The following is a 14,588-nucleotide window of genomic DNA, read 5'->3' as shown; positions in this document are numbered from 1 at the left end:
ACGCCGGCGAAACAGCCACGTATGCCAAGAACGACACCCGACCGCATGGCAACAAACCCACCCCTTGCACATCCCCCGCCACCCCGTAAAATACCGCCAACCAATTGACGTTTACGTAAACGGCAACAAAAACCCAATCCAAAGGAGACAAAGCCAAATGCAAATCCAAGGCAACGTATTCATCGTCACCGGCGGCGCCTCAGGCCTGGGTGCAGGCACCGCCCGCATGCTGTCCGAAGCCGGCGCCAAGGTCGTGATCGCCGACCTGAACGAGGCCACCGGCCAGGCACTGGCAACTGAACTGGGCGGCCAGTTCATCCGCTGCGACGTCACCTCCGAGGCCGACGGCCAGGCCGTGGTCGCCGCCGCCCAGGCGCTGGGCCGACTGTCGGGCATCGTCAACTGCGCCGGCATCGCCACCGCCAACAAGACCGTTGGCAAGAACGGCCCGCATCCGCTCGACGCCTTCGACAAGACCATCCGCATCAACCTGGTCGGCACCTTCAACATGATCCGCCTGGCCGCCGCGGCCATGGTGCAAAACACCCCCGACAGCGAAGGCGAGCGCGGCGTGATCATCAATACGGCGTCGGTGGCGGCCTTTGACGGCCAGATCGGCCAGGCCGCCTATGCCGCGTCCAAGGGCGGCGTGGTGGCGATGACGCTGGCGATCGCGCGCGACCTGTCGCGCGACGGCGTGCGCTGCATGACCATCGCTCCGGGCATCTTCGAAACGCCGATGCTGCTGGGCATGCCGCAGGAAGTGCAGGACGCACTCGGCAGGATGGTGCCGTTCCCTCCGCGCCTTGGCCGCCCGGCGGAGTACGCCAAGCTGGCCCGCTCGATCATCGAGAACACCATGCTCAACGGCGAAGTGATCCGCCTGGACGGCGCGATCCGGATGCAGCCCAAGTAATGCCCTGGCGCTGCCCGCTCAGCCGGGCAGCATGATCAGCCGATGGGCAAACGGTCATGGCCATTCGACGACACTGGCTATTTCTGCTCACCGCGCGTTGATCATGATCGGGGCCAGGTCAGGCTGCGGCACTCATCGCGGGCGCCTCGGCGCGCACGGTCAGGCGGCGCACCAGATCCCACACCGCCGCTGCGGCCGGCGACAGTGAACGGTCCTCGCGCCGGACCATGACGATGCTGCGCTCCTCGCGCGGCACCAGCGGGCGCCACACCAGCGGCGACGCCGCCGGCAGCGGCAGCGAGAACGACGGCAGCACCGAGGCGCCGATGCCGGCCTCGACCATGCCGAACACGCTCGCCGAGTGGCCCAGCTCCTGCACCACCAGGGGCACCACGCCATGCCGGCCGAACACGCGGTCGATCAGCGGCCGGCTGCCGGAGGCAAAGTCCAGCAGCACCAGCTGCATCCCATGCAGCGCCGACCACGGCACCGAGGCCGACTGCGCCAGCGGATGGTCGCGCCGGCAGACAAAGCAGAACGGGTCGGTCGCCACCGGCTCCACCACCAGCCCGTCGCGCACCAGCGGATCGATCAGCACGCCAAAGTCCACCGCGCCGGCGCGCACCTGCTCCAGGCCGTCGGCCTGCACGTTGTCACGCACGGTCAGGCGGATCTCGGGGTATTGGGCGGCGCAGGCGGCCACGTAAAGCGGCATCAGCCGGGCCGAGATCGTCGGCGCACCGGCTATCACTACTCGGCCGCGATAGCGTTCGCCAAGCTGGCGGGTCTCTTCCAGTGTGTCGTCCAGCTGCCCGAGCAGCCGTTCCAGCGCTGGCGCCAGCGCGTGGCCGGCCTCGGTCAGCACCACCTCGCGCGTGGTGCGGTCCAGCAGGCGCACGCCAAGTGCCTCTTCCAGCTCAGCCACGCCGCGGCTGACCGCAGGCTGGGTCAGGCCGACCACGTCGGCGGCCCGGCTGAAGCCGCCGGTATTGGCCACGGCCAGGAAGACGCGCAACTGGCGTAGTGTGTAATTCATGCAACGCCCGGATAAATAGATTCTATAAATGAATTTGCATTCTAGACTTGGCTGGCGTCCAATACTAGGCAAAACCCTAACATCGCAGGATCCACCCGCAGTCATGTCTCGCATTGTCCGCAAGCTCAAGAAACTTTATGACCTGATCGACGGCTTCGTCCTCGTCATGTTGACGGCCATCGCCATTGCGCTGGCCGCCCCTGAAATCGGCGCCGGCGACGGCCCGCTGCACCTGGGCGTGGTGACCAGCCTGGGCGTGGCGCTGGTGTTCTTCCTGCACGGCGCGGCGCTCTCGCGCGACAAGCTGGTGTCGGGCGCCAAGCACTGGCGCCTGCATGTCTTCGTGCAGACCTTCACCTACGTGGTGTTCCCGGTGGTGGGCGTGCTGCTGATGCTGTCGCTGCGCAATACGCTGCCGCCGGACCTGCTGCTGGGCGTGTTCTTCCTGTGCGCGCTGCCGTCGACGGTATCGTCGTCAGTGGCCATGACCTCGATGGCGCGCGGCAATGTGTCCGGAGCGATCTTCAACGCCACCATCTCGGGCCTGATCGGCATGCTGGTCACGCCGCTGCTGATGGGGCTGGTGATCAGCGCCAGCGGCGCCTCGATGCCGCTGGGCAAGGCGCTCACCGGCGTGGCGCTGCAACTGCTGCTGCCGTTCGCGCTGGGGCAGTTGCTGCGTCCGTTGATCGGCAGCTGGCTGGCGAAGAAGAAGCACATCATCAACAAGATCGACCGTGGCGTGATCGTGCTGATCGTCTATTCCTCATTCTGCGATGCCACCGCCCAGGGCCTGTGGCACCAGTACCAGTGGCAGACCATCGGCGCAGTGATGCTGATCGCCGCGGTGCTGCTGTTCGTGGTGCTGGGCTTTACCACGCTGACCGCGCGCCGCCTTGGCTTCTCTGTCGAGGACGAGATCACGGCGGTGTTCTGCGGCTCGAAGAAGAGCCTGGCCAACGGCATCCCGATGGCCAAGATCCTGTTCGCCGGCCATCCGGCGCTGGGCCTGCTGGTGCTGCCGCTAATGGTCTATCACCAGTTGCAGCTGATCGTGTGCTCGGTGATCGCGTCGCGCTATGCCAACCGCGATGCCTTGCTGGAAGACCAGGCCGCGGCGCGGGCCTGAGGCACGCAGCCATGAAAAAAACCGGGGCATGCCCCGGTTTTTTTGTGCCCGCCAGATTCACACTGACGGATTCTTCGACAGCGGCGGATTGCGCGCGAAGTACGACCGGATCCCCTTCAGGATCGCATTGGCCAGCTGCTCCTGGTGCGCGTTATCGTTGAGCTTGCGCTCTTCTTCCGGATTGCTGATGAAGGCCGTCTCGATCAGGATCGACGGGATATCCGGCGCCTTCAGCACCGCAAATCCGGCCTGCTCCACGCTGCCCTTGTGCAGCTTGTTGATGCCGCCGATCTCGCCCAGCACGGCCTTGCCGACCTGCAGGCTGTCGTTGATCTGCGCGGTGGTGGACAGGTCCAGCAGCACGCGCGCCACCTGCGCATCCTTGTTGCCCATATTGGCGCCGCCGATCAGGTCGGAGGCGTTTTCCTTGTTGGCCAGCCAGCGCGCCGCGGTACTGGACGCACCGCGCTCGGACAGCGCGAACACCGACGCGCCGCGCGCCTCGGGCGACAGGAAGGCATCGGCGTGGATCGATACGAACAGGTCGGCCTGCACCCGGCGCGCCTTCTGCACGCGCACGTTCAGCGGCACGAAGAAGTCGGCGTCGCGCGTCATCATCGCGCGCATATTGGGCTGGGCATCGATCTTGGCGCGCAGGCGGTGCGCGATCTGCAGCACCACGTCCTTCTCGCGCGAGCCGGCGGCGCCGATCGCGCCCGGGTCTTCGCCGCCGTGGCCGGGGTCGATCGCCACCGTCAGCAGGCGGCGCATCTTGAAGGGCCGTTCGGCGGTGGGATTGTCGCGTGCGACCGGCGGCACCACCGGGGCATTGGGGCTCGGCACCGGCGGTGCGGACGGCCTGGGCCGGGCCGAGGCCACCGGCGGCGGCAGCGGCGCGGTGGTGGGCGGCACTTCGCCCTTCTCGTCGAAGCGGCGCACCAGCGCGCCGATCGCGTCTTCCTCGGCACCAGCCGGCGCGCCGGCGATGCCATCGTTGCCCGGCGCCGGGTCCGAGGTGGCAAAGCGGCGCTGCTTTTCCTCGGTGTCGCGCACCAGCTTCCACAGCGGATCGGGCGGATTGACCGGGTACAGGTCGAACACCAGGCGGTTGCGGTAGCTGCCGATCGGCGCCAGCGTGAACACCTGCGGCGCCACGTTCTCCTTCAGGTCGAACACCATGCGGACCACGCGCGGGCGGTTCTGGCCGACGCGCACGGTCTGGATATAGGGGTCGTTCGGGGTGATCTTGGCCACCAGCTCGCGCAGCGTGGGCGACAGGTCCAGGCCGTCGATGTCGACCACCAGCCGGTCGGGGTCGCGGATCATCTGGTGCACGGCGGCCAGCGGCGAATCGGATTCGATGGTGACGCGGGTGTAGTCCTCGGCAGGCCACACGCGCACCGCGACGATGCCGGCGCCAAACGCGATCTGCGGGCCGGCCAGTGTCAGCACGGCCGTGCCCGCGCCCAGCTTCAGTGCCTGCGCCATCCATTTGCGGCGCGCCTGCAGCAGGCCGTCGGGTCCATCGGGGCGGTCGGTGGCAAGTCGCTTGATCAGCATGCGTTCAGCAGGGTAAGTCCAGTGTGAGTATAGGCGCGCATCGTCGCGATCCGCCGCTCGCCGGCGTCATCCGCCCCGGCCATGTCCGATTGGAGCAACATATGGAGATCCGGTTCCCCGAGCAGGCGGCCGGCCTTTTCCGGCCACTCGACCAGGTTGAAGGCCGGTTCGGCGAAGCAGTCGCGAAAACCCGCGTCGATCCACTCTTCGGGATCGGCAAAGCGGTACAGGTCGAAGTGGTAGACGGTCAGCGGCGAGCCGTCGGCGCGGGCCACCTCGTAGGGCTCGCACAGCGTGTAGGTGGGGCTGCGGACCTTGCCCGCATGGCCGAGCGCGCGCAGGATCGCGCGCGTCAGCGTGGTCTTGCCGGCGCCCAGGTCGCCGGACAGCTGCACATGCACCGTGCGCGGCGGCATGGCCTGCACGGCGGCGGCCAGCGCGGCGCCCAGGCGCGCGGTGGCGGCTTCGTCGGGCAGCGTCAGGGTGCGTTCTTCGAGCAAGGGCATTGCGTACAATTCAGGGATGATCGACCGAGTCGCCCCAGGGCAGGCAGATGCGCCACCTACCCCCGTTCCCGGCACCGCCGGCCACCTGGCCGCGGGCCCCGGGGAGCTTGCGGCACTGGCCGCGTCGATCCGCGCATGGGGTGCGGAACTGGGCTTTGCCTCCGTGCGCATCGCCGATGTCGACCTCAGTCATGCCGAGCCGGGGCTGATGGCGTGGCTGGCGCAGGGCTACCACGGCGACATGGATTATATGGCGAACCACGGCCTGCGGCGCGCCCGGCCGGCCGAACTGGTGCCCGGCACCGTGCGCGCGATCGTGGCGCGGATGCCGTACATTCCGGCCGCCGGCGCCCAGGCCGGCGCCACCGACTGGCGTCGCCACGAGCTGGCGCGGCTGGATGATCCGGCCACCGCGGTGGTGTCGCTGTACGCGCGCGGCCGCGATTATCACAAGGTGCTGCGCAGCCGTTTGCAGCAACTGGCCAGCCGGATCGAGGCCGAAATCGGAAAATTCGGCTACCGCGTCTTTACCGATTCCGCACCCGTCATGGAAGTAGCGCTGGCCAGCCAGGGCGGGCTCGGCTGGCGCGGCAAGCATACGCTGCTGCTGGACCGCGATGGCGGCTCGATGTTCTTCCTGGGCGAGATTCTGGTCGACATCCCGCTGCCGGCCGACGCGCCCGAGTCCGGCCACTGCGGCAACTGCCACCGCTGCCTGGACATCTGCCCCACGCGCGCCATCGTGGCGCCCTACCGGCTGGATGCGCGCCGCTGCATCTCCTACCTGACCATCGAGCACAAGGGCCCGATCCCGGTGGAGTTCCGCGCGCCCATGGGCAACCGCGTCTACGGCTGCGACGACTGCCAGCTGGCCTGCCCGTGGAACAAGTTCGCGCATGTGGCCATGGTGCCGGACTTCGACGTGCGCAACGGGCTGGACGCGCCCGACATGGTGGCGCTGTTCCAGTGGACCGAAGCGGAATTCAACCAGCGGCTCGAAGGCAGCCCGATCCGCCGCATCGGCCATGAGCGCTGGCTGCGCAACCTGGCGGTGGGGCTGGGCAACAGCCTGCGCGCGGCGCTGTCGGGCACGCGCGCCGAAGACGCGGCCCTGGCCGCGCGCATCCGCGCAGCGCTGCAGGAGCGGCGCGAGGCCGCCACGCCGCTGGTGCGCGAGCATATCGACTGGGCCCTGGCCCAGGGCGGCCCGCTGCCGGACTAGCTGACCAGCGCCAGCCACAGCGGCGTGGTCACGATCGCCGCCACCGTCATCAGCGAAATCGTCGCCGCCACCATCGGCCCGTTGCCGCCCATGCGCACCGCCAGGATATAGGCGCTGGAGGCCGTGGGCAGCGAGGCATACAGCACCACGATCTGGTACTGCAGCGCGGTCAGCGGCAGGTGCCGCCCCACCAGCCAGGCCACGCACGGCATCGCCAGCAGCTTGACCCCGGTCCACCAGGCCACCGGGCCGGCGGTACCGGTGGCGCCACTCATCTGCAGCCCGGCACCCACCGTCATCAGCCCCAGCGCGGTCGAGGCCGAGCCCAGCCGGTTCAGCGTCATGCCCAGCACCTCGGGCGCATGCAGCCCCATCAGGTTGGTCAGCAGGCCGCCGGCGGTGGCCAGGATCAGTGGGTTGCGCGCCAGCTCTTTCCACAGCGCGGTCTGGCCGTGCCGCGCCAGCGCCCACACCGCCGCCACGTTGCACAGCGGCACCGTGCAGCCGACGATCACCGCCATCAGCGCCAGCCCCTCGGAGCCGCCCAGGCGCGAGGCCAGCGCCAGCCCGATATAGGAATTGAAGCGGAACGCGGTCTGCAGGCCCGAGGCAAAGCTCAGCGCGTCCGGGCGCAACACCCATTTGACGGCGTAGCCGCCGGCCATGCCGGTGGCCATCACCAGCAGCGCCAGCCCCAGCATGGCCGAGGTCGACGAGAAATCCAGCACCGCGGTATTGGTCGACTGCAGCAGCAGCGCCGGGAACAGCACGAAGTAGACCAGGCGTTCCACGCCGCCCCAGAAGGCACGGTCGAACGGGGTATAGCGCACCAGCAGCCAGCCGATGAGGATCAGGCTGAAGTCCGGGACCAGCAGGAGAGCAGAAGACATTTATCGTTGTTGTAGTGGCGGTGGCATGACGCGGCAGCTGCCCTGCGGGCCGTCGCGCGGGATTGCAGCGGCGGTGGCGGGGGGGTAGATAACGGCAAAAAACCGGAATGTGCAGACTAGGGCAGATACGGATAGGTATTTTTCCAGATTTAGGCCAGCATGGCATGCCAAGTTGTACGCCTGCCGCCATGTTGTCCCGCACCCGGTCCGCGCCGCCGCGCCCGGACACCCACCTCCGAGCCCCCTTCCGCCCTGGTTTGCACCCGGGCCGCTGCCTGCGCCTGGCCGCCGTGCTGGTGGCGCTGTGCGCCGCCACGGCCGCGGGCGCCGTGCCCGTGCCGGCGCGCTCGGTGGAGGTCGAAGGGATACGTTTTGACGATGCGGCGCGCGTGGGCGGCAAGGAACTGCAGCTCAACGGCACCGCCCTGCGCGCAGGCTTCCTGGCCAAGGGCTACGTGGCCGCCCTGTACCTGCAGGAGAAAGCCCGCAACGCGGCCCTAGTGCTGGGCACGCCCGGCACCAAGCGGCTGCAGTTGCGCATGCTGCGCGAGGCCGAACCGCCGGCCCTCATGCGCGCCATCCGCCAGGGCATCCGCAACAACCACAGCGAGCAGCAGATGCAGGAACTGGCCGCGCGGCTGGTACAGTTCGAGCGCACCCTGGGCGAGGTCGGCACCGCGCACAAGGGCGACGTGATCAACCTGGATTTTTCCCCGCAGACGGGGACCGTCGTCGCCATCAACGGCACGCCTCGCGGCCGGCCGATCCCCGGCGAAGACTTCTACCAGGCCGTGCTGCGGGTCTTCCTGGGCGAGCGCCCGGTCGACGCCGAGGTCAAGCGCGGGCTGCTGGGCGGCTGACACAATTACGCTGCCGGCGCACGGCCCCACCTGTGGCACTGCGACGGTTTTTTTGCTTCCGGGCGGCACCCTGCCCGGATTTCCTGACGGGAGACATGATCTCATGCAAGCTGGCAAACTCGCACTGACCCTGGCCCTGGCCGCCGCCGCCACCACGGCGCAGGCACAGAGCTACCCCACCAAGCCGATCCGACTGATCATTCCGTTCGCACCCGGCGGCACTACCGACATCGTCGGCCGCGGCGCCGCGGACCAGATGAGCCGCATCCTGGGCCAGCCCGTGGTGGTGGAGAACCGCGCCGGCGGGGGCGGTTCGATCGGTGCCGACGCGATCGCCAAGGCCGCGCCGGACGGCTACACCATCGGCATCTCCACGGTCTCGACCATGGCCGTGAACCCGGCCTGCAACCCCAAGCTGTCGTACGACCCGATCAAGGACTTCAAGCCCATCACCAACCTGGCCAACGTGGCCAACGTGATCGCCGTGAACCCGAACTTCCCGGCCAAGGACTACAAGGAGTTCCTGGCCGTGCTGAAGGCCAACCCGGGCAAGTATTCGTACGCCTCGTCGGGCACCTGCGGCTTCGGCCACATGCTGGGCGAGCAGTTCAAGGTCTCGACCAAGACCTTCATGGTCCATATCCCGTACCGCGGCGCGGGCCCGGCGCTGAACGACGTGCTGGCCGGCCAGGTGCCGATCATGGTGGACAACCTGCCCTCTTCGATCCCCTACATCAAGGCGGGCAAGCTGCGCCCGATCGTGGTGGCCTGGAACAAGCGCCTGGAATCCATGCCCAACGTGCCGACCTTCGGCGAAATGGGCCTGAAGGAGCCGAACGACCCGGCCTGGTACGGCCTGGTGGCACCGGCCGGCACGCCTGACGACGTCATCAAGAAGCTCAACGAAGCCGCCGTCAAGGCCCTGCAGGACAAGGACTTCCAGCAGCGCCTGCGCACCGCCGGCGCCGAGCCGTCGGGCAACACGCCGGCGCAGCATGCGGCCGAGATCAAGAAGGAATTCGACAAGATGAAGAATCTTGTGAAGGTGCAGAACATCAAGCTGGAGCAATGATCCGGCCGGTGTGACGCCACCCGCAAAGGGCCGCCGCGAGGCGGCCCTTTTTTCTTGCCCGCGCCAAAAAGCACTAAAATCCAGCATTCGCCCCAGCCTGACCGCCATGCCCGCCACCTATGACGCCATCCTCCCCGCCCCGTTCGGCAAGATCGGGGTGCGCACGGACGGCGCGCGCATCCGGGCCATCGTGTACCTTCCCGAGCACGTCGAGGCACGCGCCCCTGTTGACGCCCTGACGCAGCAGCTGGCGGCACAGCTGGAGGCCTACTATGCCAATCCCGACGCCGTCTTCGACCTGCCGCTGGCCCCGGCCGGCAGCGACTTCCAGCAGCGCGTGTGGCAGGCCATCAGCGCGGTGCCGCGCGGCGCGGTGACCACTTATGGCACCATCGCCGAGGCCATCGGCGCGATGCCGCGCGCGGTGGGCCAGGCCTGCGGGCAGAACCCGTTCCCGATCGTGATCCCCTGCCATCGCGTGGTTTCGGCGCGCGGCATCGGCGGGTTCTCGCACCATGCCGAAGACGGCTTCTACCTCGACGTCAAACGCTGGCTGCTGCGCCATGAGGGCGCCATGCTGATATGACCGGCGCGGCCCAGGCACCTGACATCGCCGCCGCGCCCAGCGACGCCGACGTGGCGCTGGTCAGCCGCTTCTGCGACGCGCTGTGGCTGGAAGACGGCCTCTCGCGCAATACCATCGATGCCTACCGGCGCGACCTGACGCTGCTCGCGCGCTGGCTGCAGCATGAGCACCGCGGCGAGTTGCCGGGCGCGGACGACGGCGCGCTGTCGGCCTACTTCAACGCGCGCCACACGCAGACCCGCGCCTCGTCGGCCAACCGGCGCCTGGCGGTGTTCCGCCGCTTCTACCAGTGGGCGCTGCGCGAACACCTGGTCGAAGCCGACCCCTGCCTGCTGCTGCGCCCCGCTAAGCAGCCGCCGCGCTACCCCAAGACCCTGACCGAGGCTCAGGTCGACGCGCTGCTCGAAGCGCCCGACACCGACACGCCGCTGGGGCTGCGCGACCGCACCATGCTCGAGCTGATGTACGCCAGCGGGCTGCGCGTGTCGGAGCTCACGCAGATGAAGACCATCGAGATCGGCCTGAACGAGGGCGTGGCGCGCGTGGTCGGCGGCAAGGGCGACAAGGAGCGGCTGGTGCCGTTCGGCCAGCAGGCCGGCGACTGGCTGCGCCGCTACCTGGCGAGCGCGCGCCCCGCGCTGCTGGCCGGGCGCGCCTGCGACGCGCTCTTTGTCACGCAGCGCGGCGAAGGCATGACGCGGCAGGCGTTCTGGCACCTGATCAAGCGCCATGCGCGCGATGCCGGCGTGCACGCGCCGCTGTCGCCGCACACATTGCGGCACGCCTTTGCCACGCACCTGCTGAACCACGGCGCCGACCTGCGCGTGGTGCAGCTGCTGCTGGGCCACGCCGATATTTCCACCACCCAGATCTATACGCACGTCGCCCGCGAACGCCTGCGCGAGCTGCACCAGCAGCACCATCCGCGCGGCTGAGCAAGCGGGCGGCGACCACTGTCATGAGCAAGACCAGGCACGTATCAGAAACCCCTGCCACGCAGTACCTGCGCAAGCATGGCGTCGCCTTCGGCGAGCATCCGTATGACTATGTCGAGCACGGCGGCACCGGCGAATCGGCGCGCCAGCTGGGCGTTCCCGAGCACGACGTGATCAAGACCCTGATCATGGAAGACGAGCGCGCGCAGCCGCTGGTGGTGCTGATGCACGGCGACTGCTCGGTCTCCACCAAGAACCTGGCGCGCCAGGCCGGCCGCAAGAGCGTGCAGCCGTGCAAGCCCGAGGTGGCGCAGCGCCACAGCGGCTACATGGTGGGCGGCACCTCGCCCTTCGGCACGCGCAAGCGCATGCCGGTCTACGTCGAATCGACCGTGCTGGAGCTGGCGCGCATCTATATCAACGGCGGGCGCCGCGGCTACCTGGTCAGCGTGGACCCGAAGCTGCTGCCCATGCTGGTGGACGCCCAGCCGGTGCAATGCGCACTGCCTGACTGAGAGCCCCCGCGCAAACCGAGGGGAGCCTCGATGCCAATCCGGGAAGTCACGGACGTAGCGAGGCCCCTGCCGCGCTACAATCGCGCCAGCCTGAAAACACCCCACTACACATGGCCAATCTGCTTTTCGCCCTTGCCGCCTACCTGATCGGCTCCGTTTCCTTCGCTGTGGTCGTCAGCAAGCTGATGGGGCTGCCGGACCCGCACTCCTATGGCTCCGGCAATCCCGGCGCCACCAACGTGCTGCGCACCGGCAACAAGAAGGCCGCCATCCTGACGCTGATCGGCGATGCCCTGAAGGGCTGGCTGGCGGTATGGCTGGCGGCGCGCTTCGGGCCGGCCTACGGGCTGAATGAAACCGGCCTGGCCATGGTGGCGCTGGCGGTTTTCCTGGGGCACCTGTTCCCGGTGTACCACCGCTTCGCCGGCGGCAAGGGCGTGGCCACCGCGGCCGGCATCCTGCTGGCCATCGACCCGATCCTGGGCCTGGGCACGCTGGCCACCTGGCTGATCATCGCGTTCTTCTTCCGCTACTCGTCGCTGGCGGCACTGGTGGCGGCGATCTTCGCGCCGTTCTTCCATGTGCTGATGAACGGCGTGGATGTGATGACGGGGGCGATCTTCGTGATCAGCGTGCTGCTGATCGCGCGGCACCGGCAGAATATTGCCAAGCTGCTGGCCGGGAAGGAAAGCCGGATCGGCGAGAAGAAGAAGGTCTGAAAACGGCCTGAGGCAGCCCTGACGCCGGCTCAGGCCTCGGCTGCCCCGAACAGCATCTCCACCCGGAAGCCGCCGCCGTCGGCATTCACCAGGTTCAGCTTCCCACCCGCCTGCCGCACCAGCCGGTCCACGATCGCCAGCCCCAGCCCAGAATGCGCATTGCCGCCCCGAGCCGGGTCCAGCCGCACAAAGGGCAGCGTGGCGCGCTCCTTGTCATCCTCGGGAATGCCGGCGCCCTGGTCCTCCACCACCAGCAGGAAACCCTCCGGCGTGCGCGCGGTCGCGATGCACACCGGCGGCTTGCCATAGGCGTAGGCATTGTCGACCAGGTTGCCGACGATGCGGTCCAGCTGCGTGGCGATCATGCGGAAGCCCTCGCCCGCGCCCAGCGACAGCACCACCTGGCGCTCCTGCTCGGCCAGCGACGCGGCCAGCTCATTGACGCGCCGGTCCACCGGCACCGGCCGCGCGGTCGACTCGCTGGTCTGCGCGAAGCTCAGGAACTGTTCGACGATGGCCGACATGGACTCCACGTCGCGCGTCACCCCCGCGGCGGCCTTGGGATCGGCCAGCATCTCGGCGCGCAGGCGCAGCCGCGCCAGCGGTGTCTTCAGGTCATGCGCGATGCCGGCCAGCATGGTGTTGCGCTCCTGGTCGATGCGCGCCAAGTCGGCCACCATGCGGTTGAAACGCTCGATCAGCTGGCGCAGCTCATGCGGGCCGCGCTCGCGCAGCGGCGGCACGGCGTGCTGGCGCGACAGCAGCTCTGCCGCATTGGCCATGTCGCGCACCGGCCGCTGGATCTGCCAGGCGATCAGCACGGCAAAGATGATTGCCACGCCCACCACCAGCATCACGCCAGGCACCAGCCGGTTGTCGGGCGGCGGATTGTGGACCCACAGGATCGGCATGGCGATCCAGCGGGCGCGGCTGGGCAGCTTGATCCAGATGCGCGGCGTGGTTTCGTCCTCCAACCGGATCTCGGTGCCCTGCGGCAGCCTGCCGATGAACTGCTCGACCAGCCGGCGCGAGCGCCCGCCCTTGGGCACGACGGCATGCTCTTCGGCGTCGGCCGAGTTGGCCGTCTCCACCAGGCTGGGCAGCTTCGCCGGCGGACGCGCGTCGAGCGCGCGCTCGATGCTGTCGAGCTGGAACAGCATCTGCTCGACGGAATAGTCCACCTGCTGCTGGCGGCGGTCCATGCGCAGGATGGCGAGCCATGAGAAATGGCTGATCACAAGCACGGCGGCAATCAGCAGCGCAATGCGGCCGAACAGGGTGTCGATACGTCGCAACTTCATCGGAAAGCAGGATCTGGTGGCGAGCGGCGCCAGGGGGCGGGCGCCGCGGCCATTATTCGGGGAGCCCCGCGGACATCTCTTCCGCTTCGTCGGGCACGAAGGTATAGCCGCGTCCGCGCACGGTCTGGATATAGCGCGGGCGCTGCGCGTCTTCATCGAGCAGCCGGCGCAGGCGCCAGATCTGCACGTCGATGCCGCGGTCGCTGATGCCGCTGGCGCTGCCATACATCAGCTCGACGATGCGCTCGCGCGACAGCACTTCGAGCGGATGCATCAGCAGCAGCTTGAGCAGCGCAAACTCGGTATCGCTGATCGACAGCGTCTGGCCGGCACGGCTCAGCGTGCGCTGGCGGAAATTGACGCGGAACGGGCCGAAGGCGACCGATTCGCGGTCCTCGGGTGCGGCCGCGGGGCGCGCCAGCTTGCGGCGCAGCACGGCGTTAATACGTGCCAGCAGTTCGCGCGGCGAAAACGGCTTGCCAAGGTAGTCGTCGGCGCCAATCTCAAGCCCGACGATGCGGTCGATCTCGTCGCTGCGGGCCGTGAGCAGGATCACCGGGATATCGTCGTTCTTGGCGCGCAGGTTGCGCAGCGCGGTCAAGCCGTCGACCTTGGGCATCATCAGGTCCAGCACGATCAGCGCCGGCCGCTCGCGCTCCAGGCGCGCCTGCAGGCCGTCGCCGTCATGCATCACCGAGACGGCAAAGCCCTGCTGGGTCAGGTATTCGCGCAGCAGGTCGCGAAGTTCGGGATCGTCGTCGACGACGAGGATCTGGGTAGGCTGGTTCGTTCGCATAGGCACATGATAGTCAGCCCCGGCGTCACACATGCCGGTTTGGCCGGGCGGTTTTGTTTCCGGAGGTTACACCCGGGGCGCTGGTAATCCGCTGTAATAAAAGCGCCGGGCGCCGAAATACGGGCGTCCGGGCCCGCACATTATCCTTGCGGCATGACGTGCCACCGGCGCCGCCGCATTGCGCGCCACACGGCACTTGCCGGCCTGCCGGCCACCCAGCGGCGTGCCCTTCCACGCGGCGGGCCGGCGCCCGTGGCGTTGCGGCATACTGCTGCATCGTCACTTGCCAGACCGAACATTGCCGGCGCGCCGCGCGCGCCGCCCCCAGGATTTGCGGACATGTCCAACCCCGAACAAGGCCAGCCTACTCCCTCCCCGACCCCGTCTTCGCGTCCGCCCGAGGGCACTCCGCCGCGGCGCACCGGCCGGCGTCGCCTGACCGCAGGCGTGCTGGTGCTGCTGCTCGCGGGGGGCGCCTGGTACTGGTATGCCCATCGCGGCCAGGCGCCGCAGGAGGCGACCGGGGCGGCAGGCGCGCAGCGGGG

The 14,588-nt window shown here is 68.5% G+C and carries 15 protein-coding genes and 1 pseudogene; 10 read left to right on the top strand and 6 right to left on the bottom strand.

Annotation, left to right across the window (positions count from 1 at the left end; translation table 11 throughout):
* Nucleotides 1-157 precede the first annotated feature (157 nt).
* A complete protein-coding gene (locus tag CF68_RS29805) occupies nucleotides 158-916 on the top strand; it encodes a 3-hydroxyacyl-CoA dehydrogenase (protein ID WP_035826061.1) in 759 nt (252 codons plus the stop codon).
* 118 nt (nucleotides 917-1,034) lie between these two features.
* Here CF68_RS29805 and CF68_RS29800 read toward each other — a convergent pair whose 3' ends face one another.
* Entirely contained in the window at nucleotides 1,035-1,952 is a 918-nt protein-coding gene (locus tag CF68_RS29800) for a LysR family transcriptional regulator (RefSeq protein WP_035826059.1), read from the bottom strand.
* Between the two features lie 103 nt (nucleotides 1,953-2,055).
* Between CF68_RS29800 and CF68_RS29795 the strand changes: the two genes are divergently transcribed.
* Complete coding sequence (locus CF68_RS29795; protein ID WP_035826057.1) at nucleotides 2,056-3,081, top strand: bile acid:sodium symporter family protein; 1,026 nt, start codon at nucleotides 2,056-2,058, stop codon at nucleotides 3,079-3,081.
* 57 nt (nucleotides 3,082-3,138) lie between these two features.
* On the opposite strand, the gene CF68_RS29790 is transcribed toward CF68_RS29795, so the two are convergent.
* Both CF68_RS29790 and tsaE read right to left on the bottom strand, forming a co-directional pair.
* Entirely contained in the window at nucleotides 3,139-4,641 is a 1,503-nt protein-coding gene (locus CF68_RS29790) for an N-acetylmuramoyl-L-alanine amidase (protein ID WP_010812247.1), read from the bottom strand.
* Nucleotides 4,635-5,147, bottom strand: a complete 513-nt coding sequence (gene tsaE, locus CF68_RS29785; protein WP_035826054.1) for a tRNA (adenosine(37)-N6)-threonylcarbamoyltransferase complex ATPase subunit type 1 TsaE — start codon at nucleotides 5,145-5,147, stop codon at nucleotides 4,635-4,637. Before tsaE ends, CF68_RS29790 begins: the two co-directional genes overlap by 7 nt.
* A gap of 16 nt (nucleotides 5,148-5,163) precedes the next feature.
* Here tsaE and queG point away from each other — a divergent pair, with 16 nt between their 5' ends.
* Nucleotides 5,164-6,369 carry a tRNA epoxyqueuosine(34) reductase QueG gene (gene queG, locus CF68_RS29780; RefSeq protein ID WP_035826052.1) on the top strand — a complete coding sequence of 402 codons (1,206 nt, stop codon included), beginning with the start codon at nucleotides 5,164-5,166 and terminating at the stop codon, nucleotides 6,367-6,369.
* Here queG and CF68_RS29775 read toward each other — a convergent pair.
* The gene (locus CF68_RS29775) at nucleotides 6,366-7,259 is read right to left on the bottom strand and encodes an AEC family transporter (RefSeq protein ID WP_010812244.1); all 894 of its coding nucleotides are present in this window, start codon (nucleotides 7,257-7,259) and stop codon (nucleotides 6,366-6,368) included. The two genes, queG and CF68_RS29775, sit on opposite strands and share 4 nt — an antisense overlap.
* A gap of 188 nt (nucleotides 7,260-7,447) precedes the next feature.
* Here CF68_RS29775 and CF68_RS29770 point away from each other — a divergent pair, with 188 nt between their 5' ends.
* The 6 genes from CF68_RS29770 to plsY all read left to right on the top strand — a co-directional run bounded on the left by CF68_RS29770 (nucleotide 7,448) and on the right by plsY (nucleotide 11,946).
* Nucleotides 7,448-8,119, top strand: coding sequence for a chalcone isomerase family protein (locus tag CF68_RS29770; RefSeq protein ID WP_235205937.1), 672 nt, complete (start codon nucleotides 7,448-7,450; stop codon nucleotides 8,117-8,119).
* Between the two features lie 103 nt (nucleotides 8,120-8,222).
* Complete coding sequence (locus CF68_RS29765) at nucleotides 8,223-9,191, top strand: tripartite tricarboxylate transporter substrate binding protein BugE (protein ID WP_035826048.1); 969 nt, start codon at nucleotides 8,223-8,225, stop codon at nucleotides 9,189-9,191.
* 106 nt (nucleotides 9,192-9,297) lie between these two features.
* The gene (locus tag CF68_RS29760; protein ID WP_035826046.1) at nucleotides 9,298-9,777 is read left to right on the top strand and encodes a methylated-DNA--[protein]-cysteine S-methyltransferase; all 480 of its coding nucleotides are present in this window, start codon (nucleotides 9,298-9,300) and stop codon (nucleotides 9,775-9,777) included.
* Nucleotides 9,774-10,712 (top strand): site-specific tyrosine recombinase XerD, encoded by a 939-nt coding sequence (gene xerD / locus CF68_RS29755; protein ID WP_035826044.1) that lies wholly within the window; start codon nucleotides 9,774-9,776, stop codon nucleotides 10,710-10,712. Before CF68_RS29760 ends, xerD begins: the two co-directional genes overlap by 4 nt.
* A gap of 23 nt (nucleotides 10,713-10,735) precedes the next feature.
* Nucleotides 10,736-11,227, top strand: a complete 492-nt coding sequence (locus CF68_RS29750) for an aminoacyl-tRNA deacylase (protein WP_010812239.1) — start codon at nucleotides 10,736-10,738, stop codon at nucleotides 11,225-11,227.
* Nucleotides 11,228-11,337: 110 nt separating this feature from the next.
* Nucleotides 11,338-11,946, top strand: a complete 609-nt coding sequence (gene plsY / locus CF68_RS29745) for a glycerol-3-phosphate 1-O-acyltransferase PlsY (RefSeq protein WP_011614592.1) — start codon at nucleotides 11,338-11,340, stop codon at nucleotides 11,944-11,946.
* Between the two features lie 29 nt (nucleotides 11,947-11,975).
* On the opposite strand, the gene CF68_RS29740 is transcribed toward plsY, so the two are convergent.
* Nucleotides 11,976-13,247: an ATP-binding protein gene (locus CF68_RS29740; protein ID WP_035826042.1), complete on the bottom strand. Its 1,272-nt coding sequence runs from the start codon at nucleotides 13,245-13,247 to the stop codon at nucleotides 11,976-11,978.
* A gap of 52 nt (nucleotides 13,248-13,299) precedes the next feature.
* Entirely contained in the window at nucleotides 13,300-14,043 is a 744-nt protein-coding gene (locus CF68_RS29735) for a response regulator (protein WP_010812236.1), read from the bottom strand.
* Between the two features lie 339 nt (nucleotides 14,044-14,382).
* On the opposite strand from CF68_RS29735, the pseudogene CF68_RS38795 reads away from it, so the two are divergent.
* A pseudogene (locus CF68_RS38795) lies at nucleotides 14,383-14,588 on the top strand (multidrug transporter subunit MdtA); the annotation flags it as partial.

It is taken from the genome of Cupriavidus sp. SK-4 (assembly GCF_000611125.1).
Classification (GTDB): Bacteria; Pseudomonadota; Gammaproteobacteria; order Burkholderiales; family Burkholderiaceae; genus Cupriavidus; species Cupriavidus necator.
Note: the sequence above shows the minus strand (reverse complement) of the source record. Positions and strands in the feature narration are given on the sequence as shown.

Coding starts and splice junctions, on each gene's coding strand:
- CF68_RS29805 (WP_035826061.1), top strand. CDS start 158: ATGCAAATCCAAGGCAACGTATTCATCGTCACCGGCGGCGCCTCAGGC.
- CF68_RS29800 (WP_035826059.1), bottom strand. CDS start 1,952: ATGAATTACACACTACGCCAGTTGCGCGTCTTCCTGGCCGTGGCCAAT.
- CF68_RS29795 (WP_035826057.1), top strand. CDS start 2,056: ATGTCTCGCATTGTCCGCAAGCTCAAGAAACTTTATGACCTGATCGAC.
- CF68_RS29790 (WP_010812247.1), bottom strand. CDS start 4,641: ATGCTGATCAAGCGACTTGCCACCGACCGCCCCGATGGACCCGACGGC.
- tsaE (WP_035826054.1), bottom strand. CDS start 5,147: ATGCCCTTGCTCGAAGAACGCACCCTGACGCTGCCCGACGAAGCCGCC.
- queG (WP_035826052.1), top strand. CDS start 5,164: ATGATCGACCGAGTCGCCCCAGGGCAGGCAGATGCGCCACCTACCCCC.
- CF68_RS29775 (WP_010812244.1), bottom strand. CDS start 7,259: ATGTCTTCTGCTCTCCTGCTGGTCCCGGACTTCAGCCTGATCCTCATC.
- CF68_RS29770 (WP_235205937.1), top strand. CDS start 7,448: ATGTTGTCCCGCACCCGGTCCGCGCCGCCGCGCCCGGACACCCACCTC.
- CF68_RS29765 (WP_035826048.1), top strand. CDS start 8,223: ATGCAAGCTGGCAAACTCGCACTGACCCTGGCCCTGGCCGCCGCCGCC.
- CF68_RS29760 (WP_035826046.1), top strand. CDS start 9,298: ATGCCCGCCACCTATGACGCCATCCTCCCCGCCCCGTTCGGCAAGATC.
- xerD (WP_035826044.1), top strand. CDS start 9,774: ATGACCGGCGCGGCCCAGGCACCTGACATCGCCGCCGCGCCCAGCGAC.
- CF68_RS29750 (WP_010812239.1), top strand. CDS start 10,736: ATGAGCAAGACCAGGCACGTATCAGAAACCCCTGCCACGCAGTACCTG.
- plsY (WP_011614592.1), top strand. CDS start 11,338: ATGGCCAATCTGCTTTTCGCCCTTGCCGCCTACCTGATCGGCTCCGTT.
- CF68_RS29740 (WP_035826042.1), bottom strand. CDS start 13,247: ATGAAGTTGCGACGTATCGACACCCTGTTCGGCCGCATTGCGCTGCTG.
- CF68_RS29735 (WP_010812236.1), bottom strand. CDS start 14,043: ATGCGAACGAACCAGCCTACCCAGATCCTCGTCGTCGACGACGATCCC.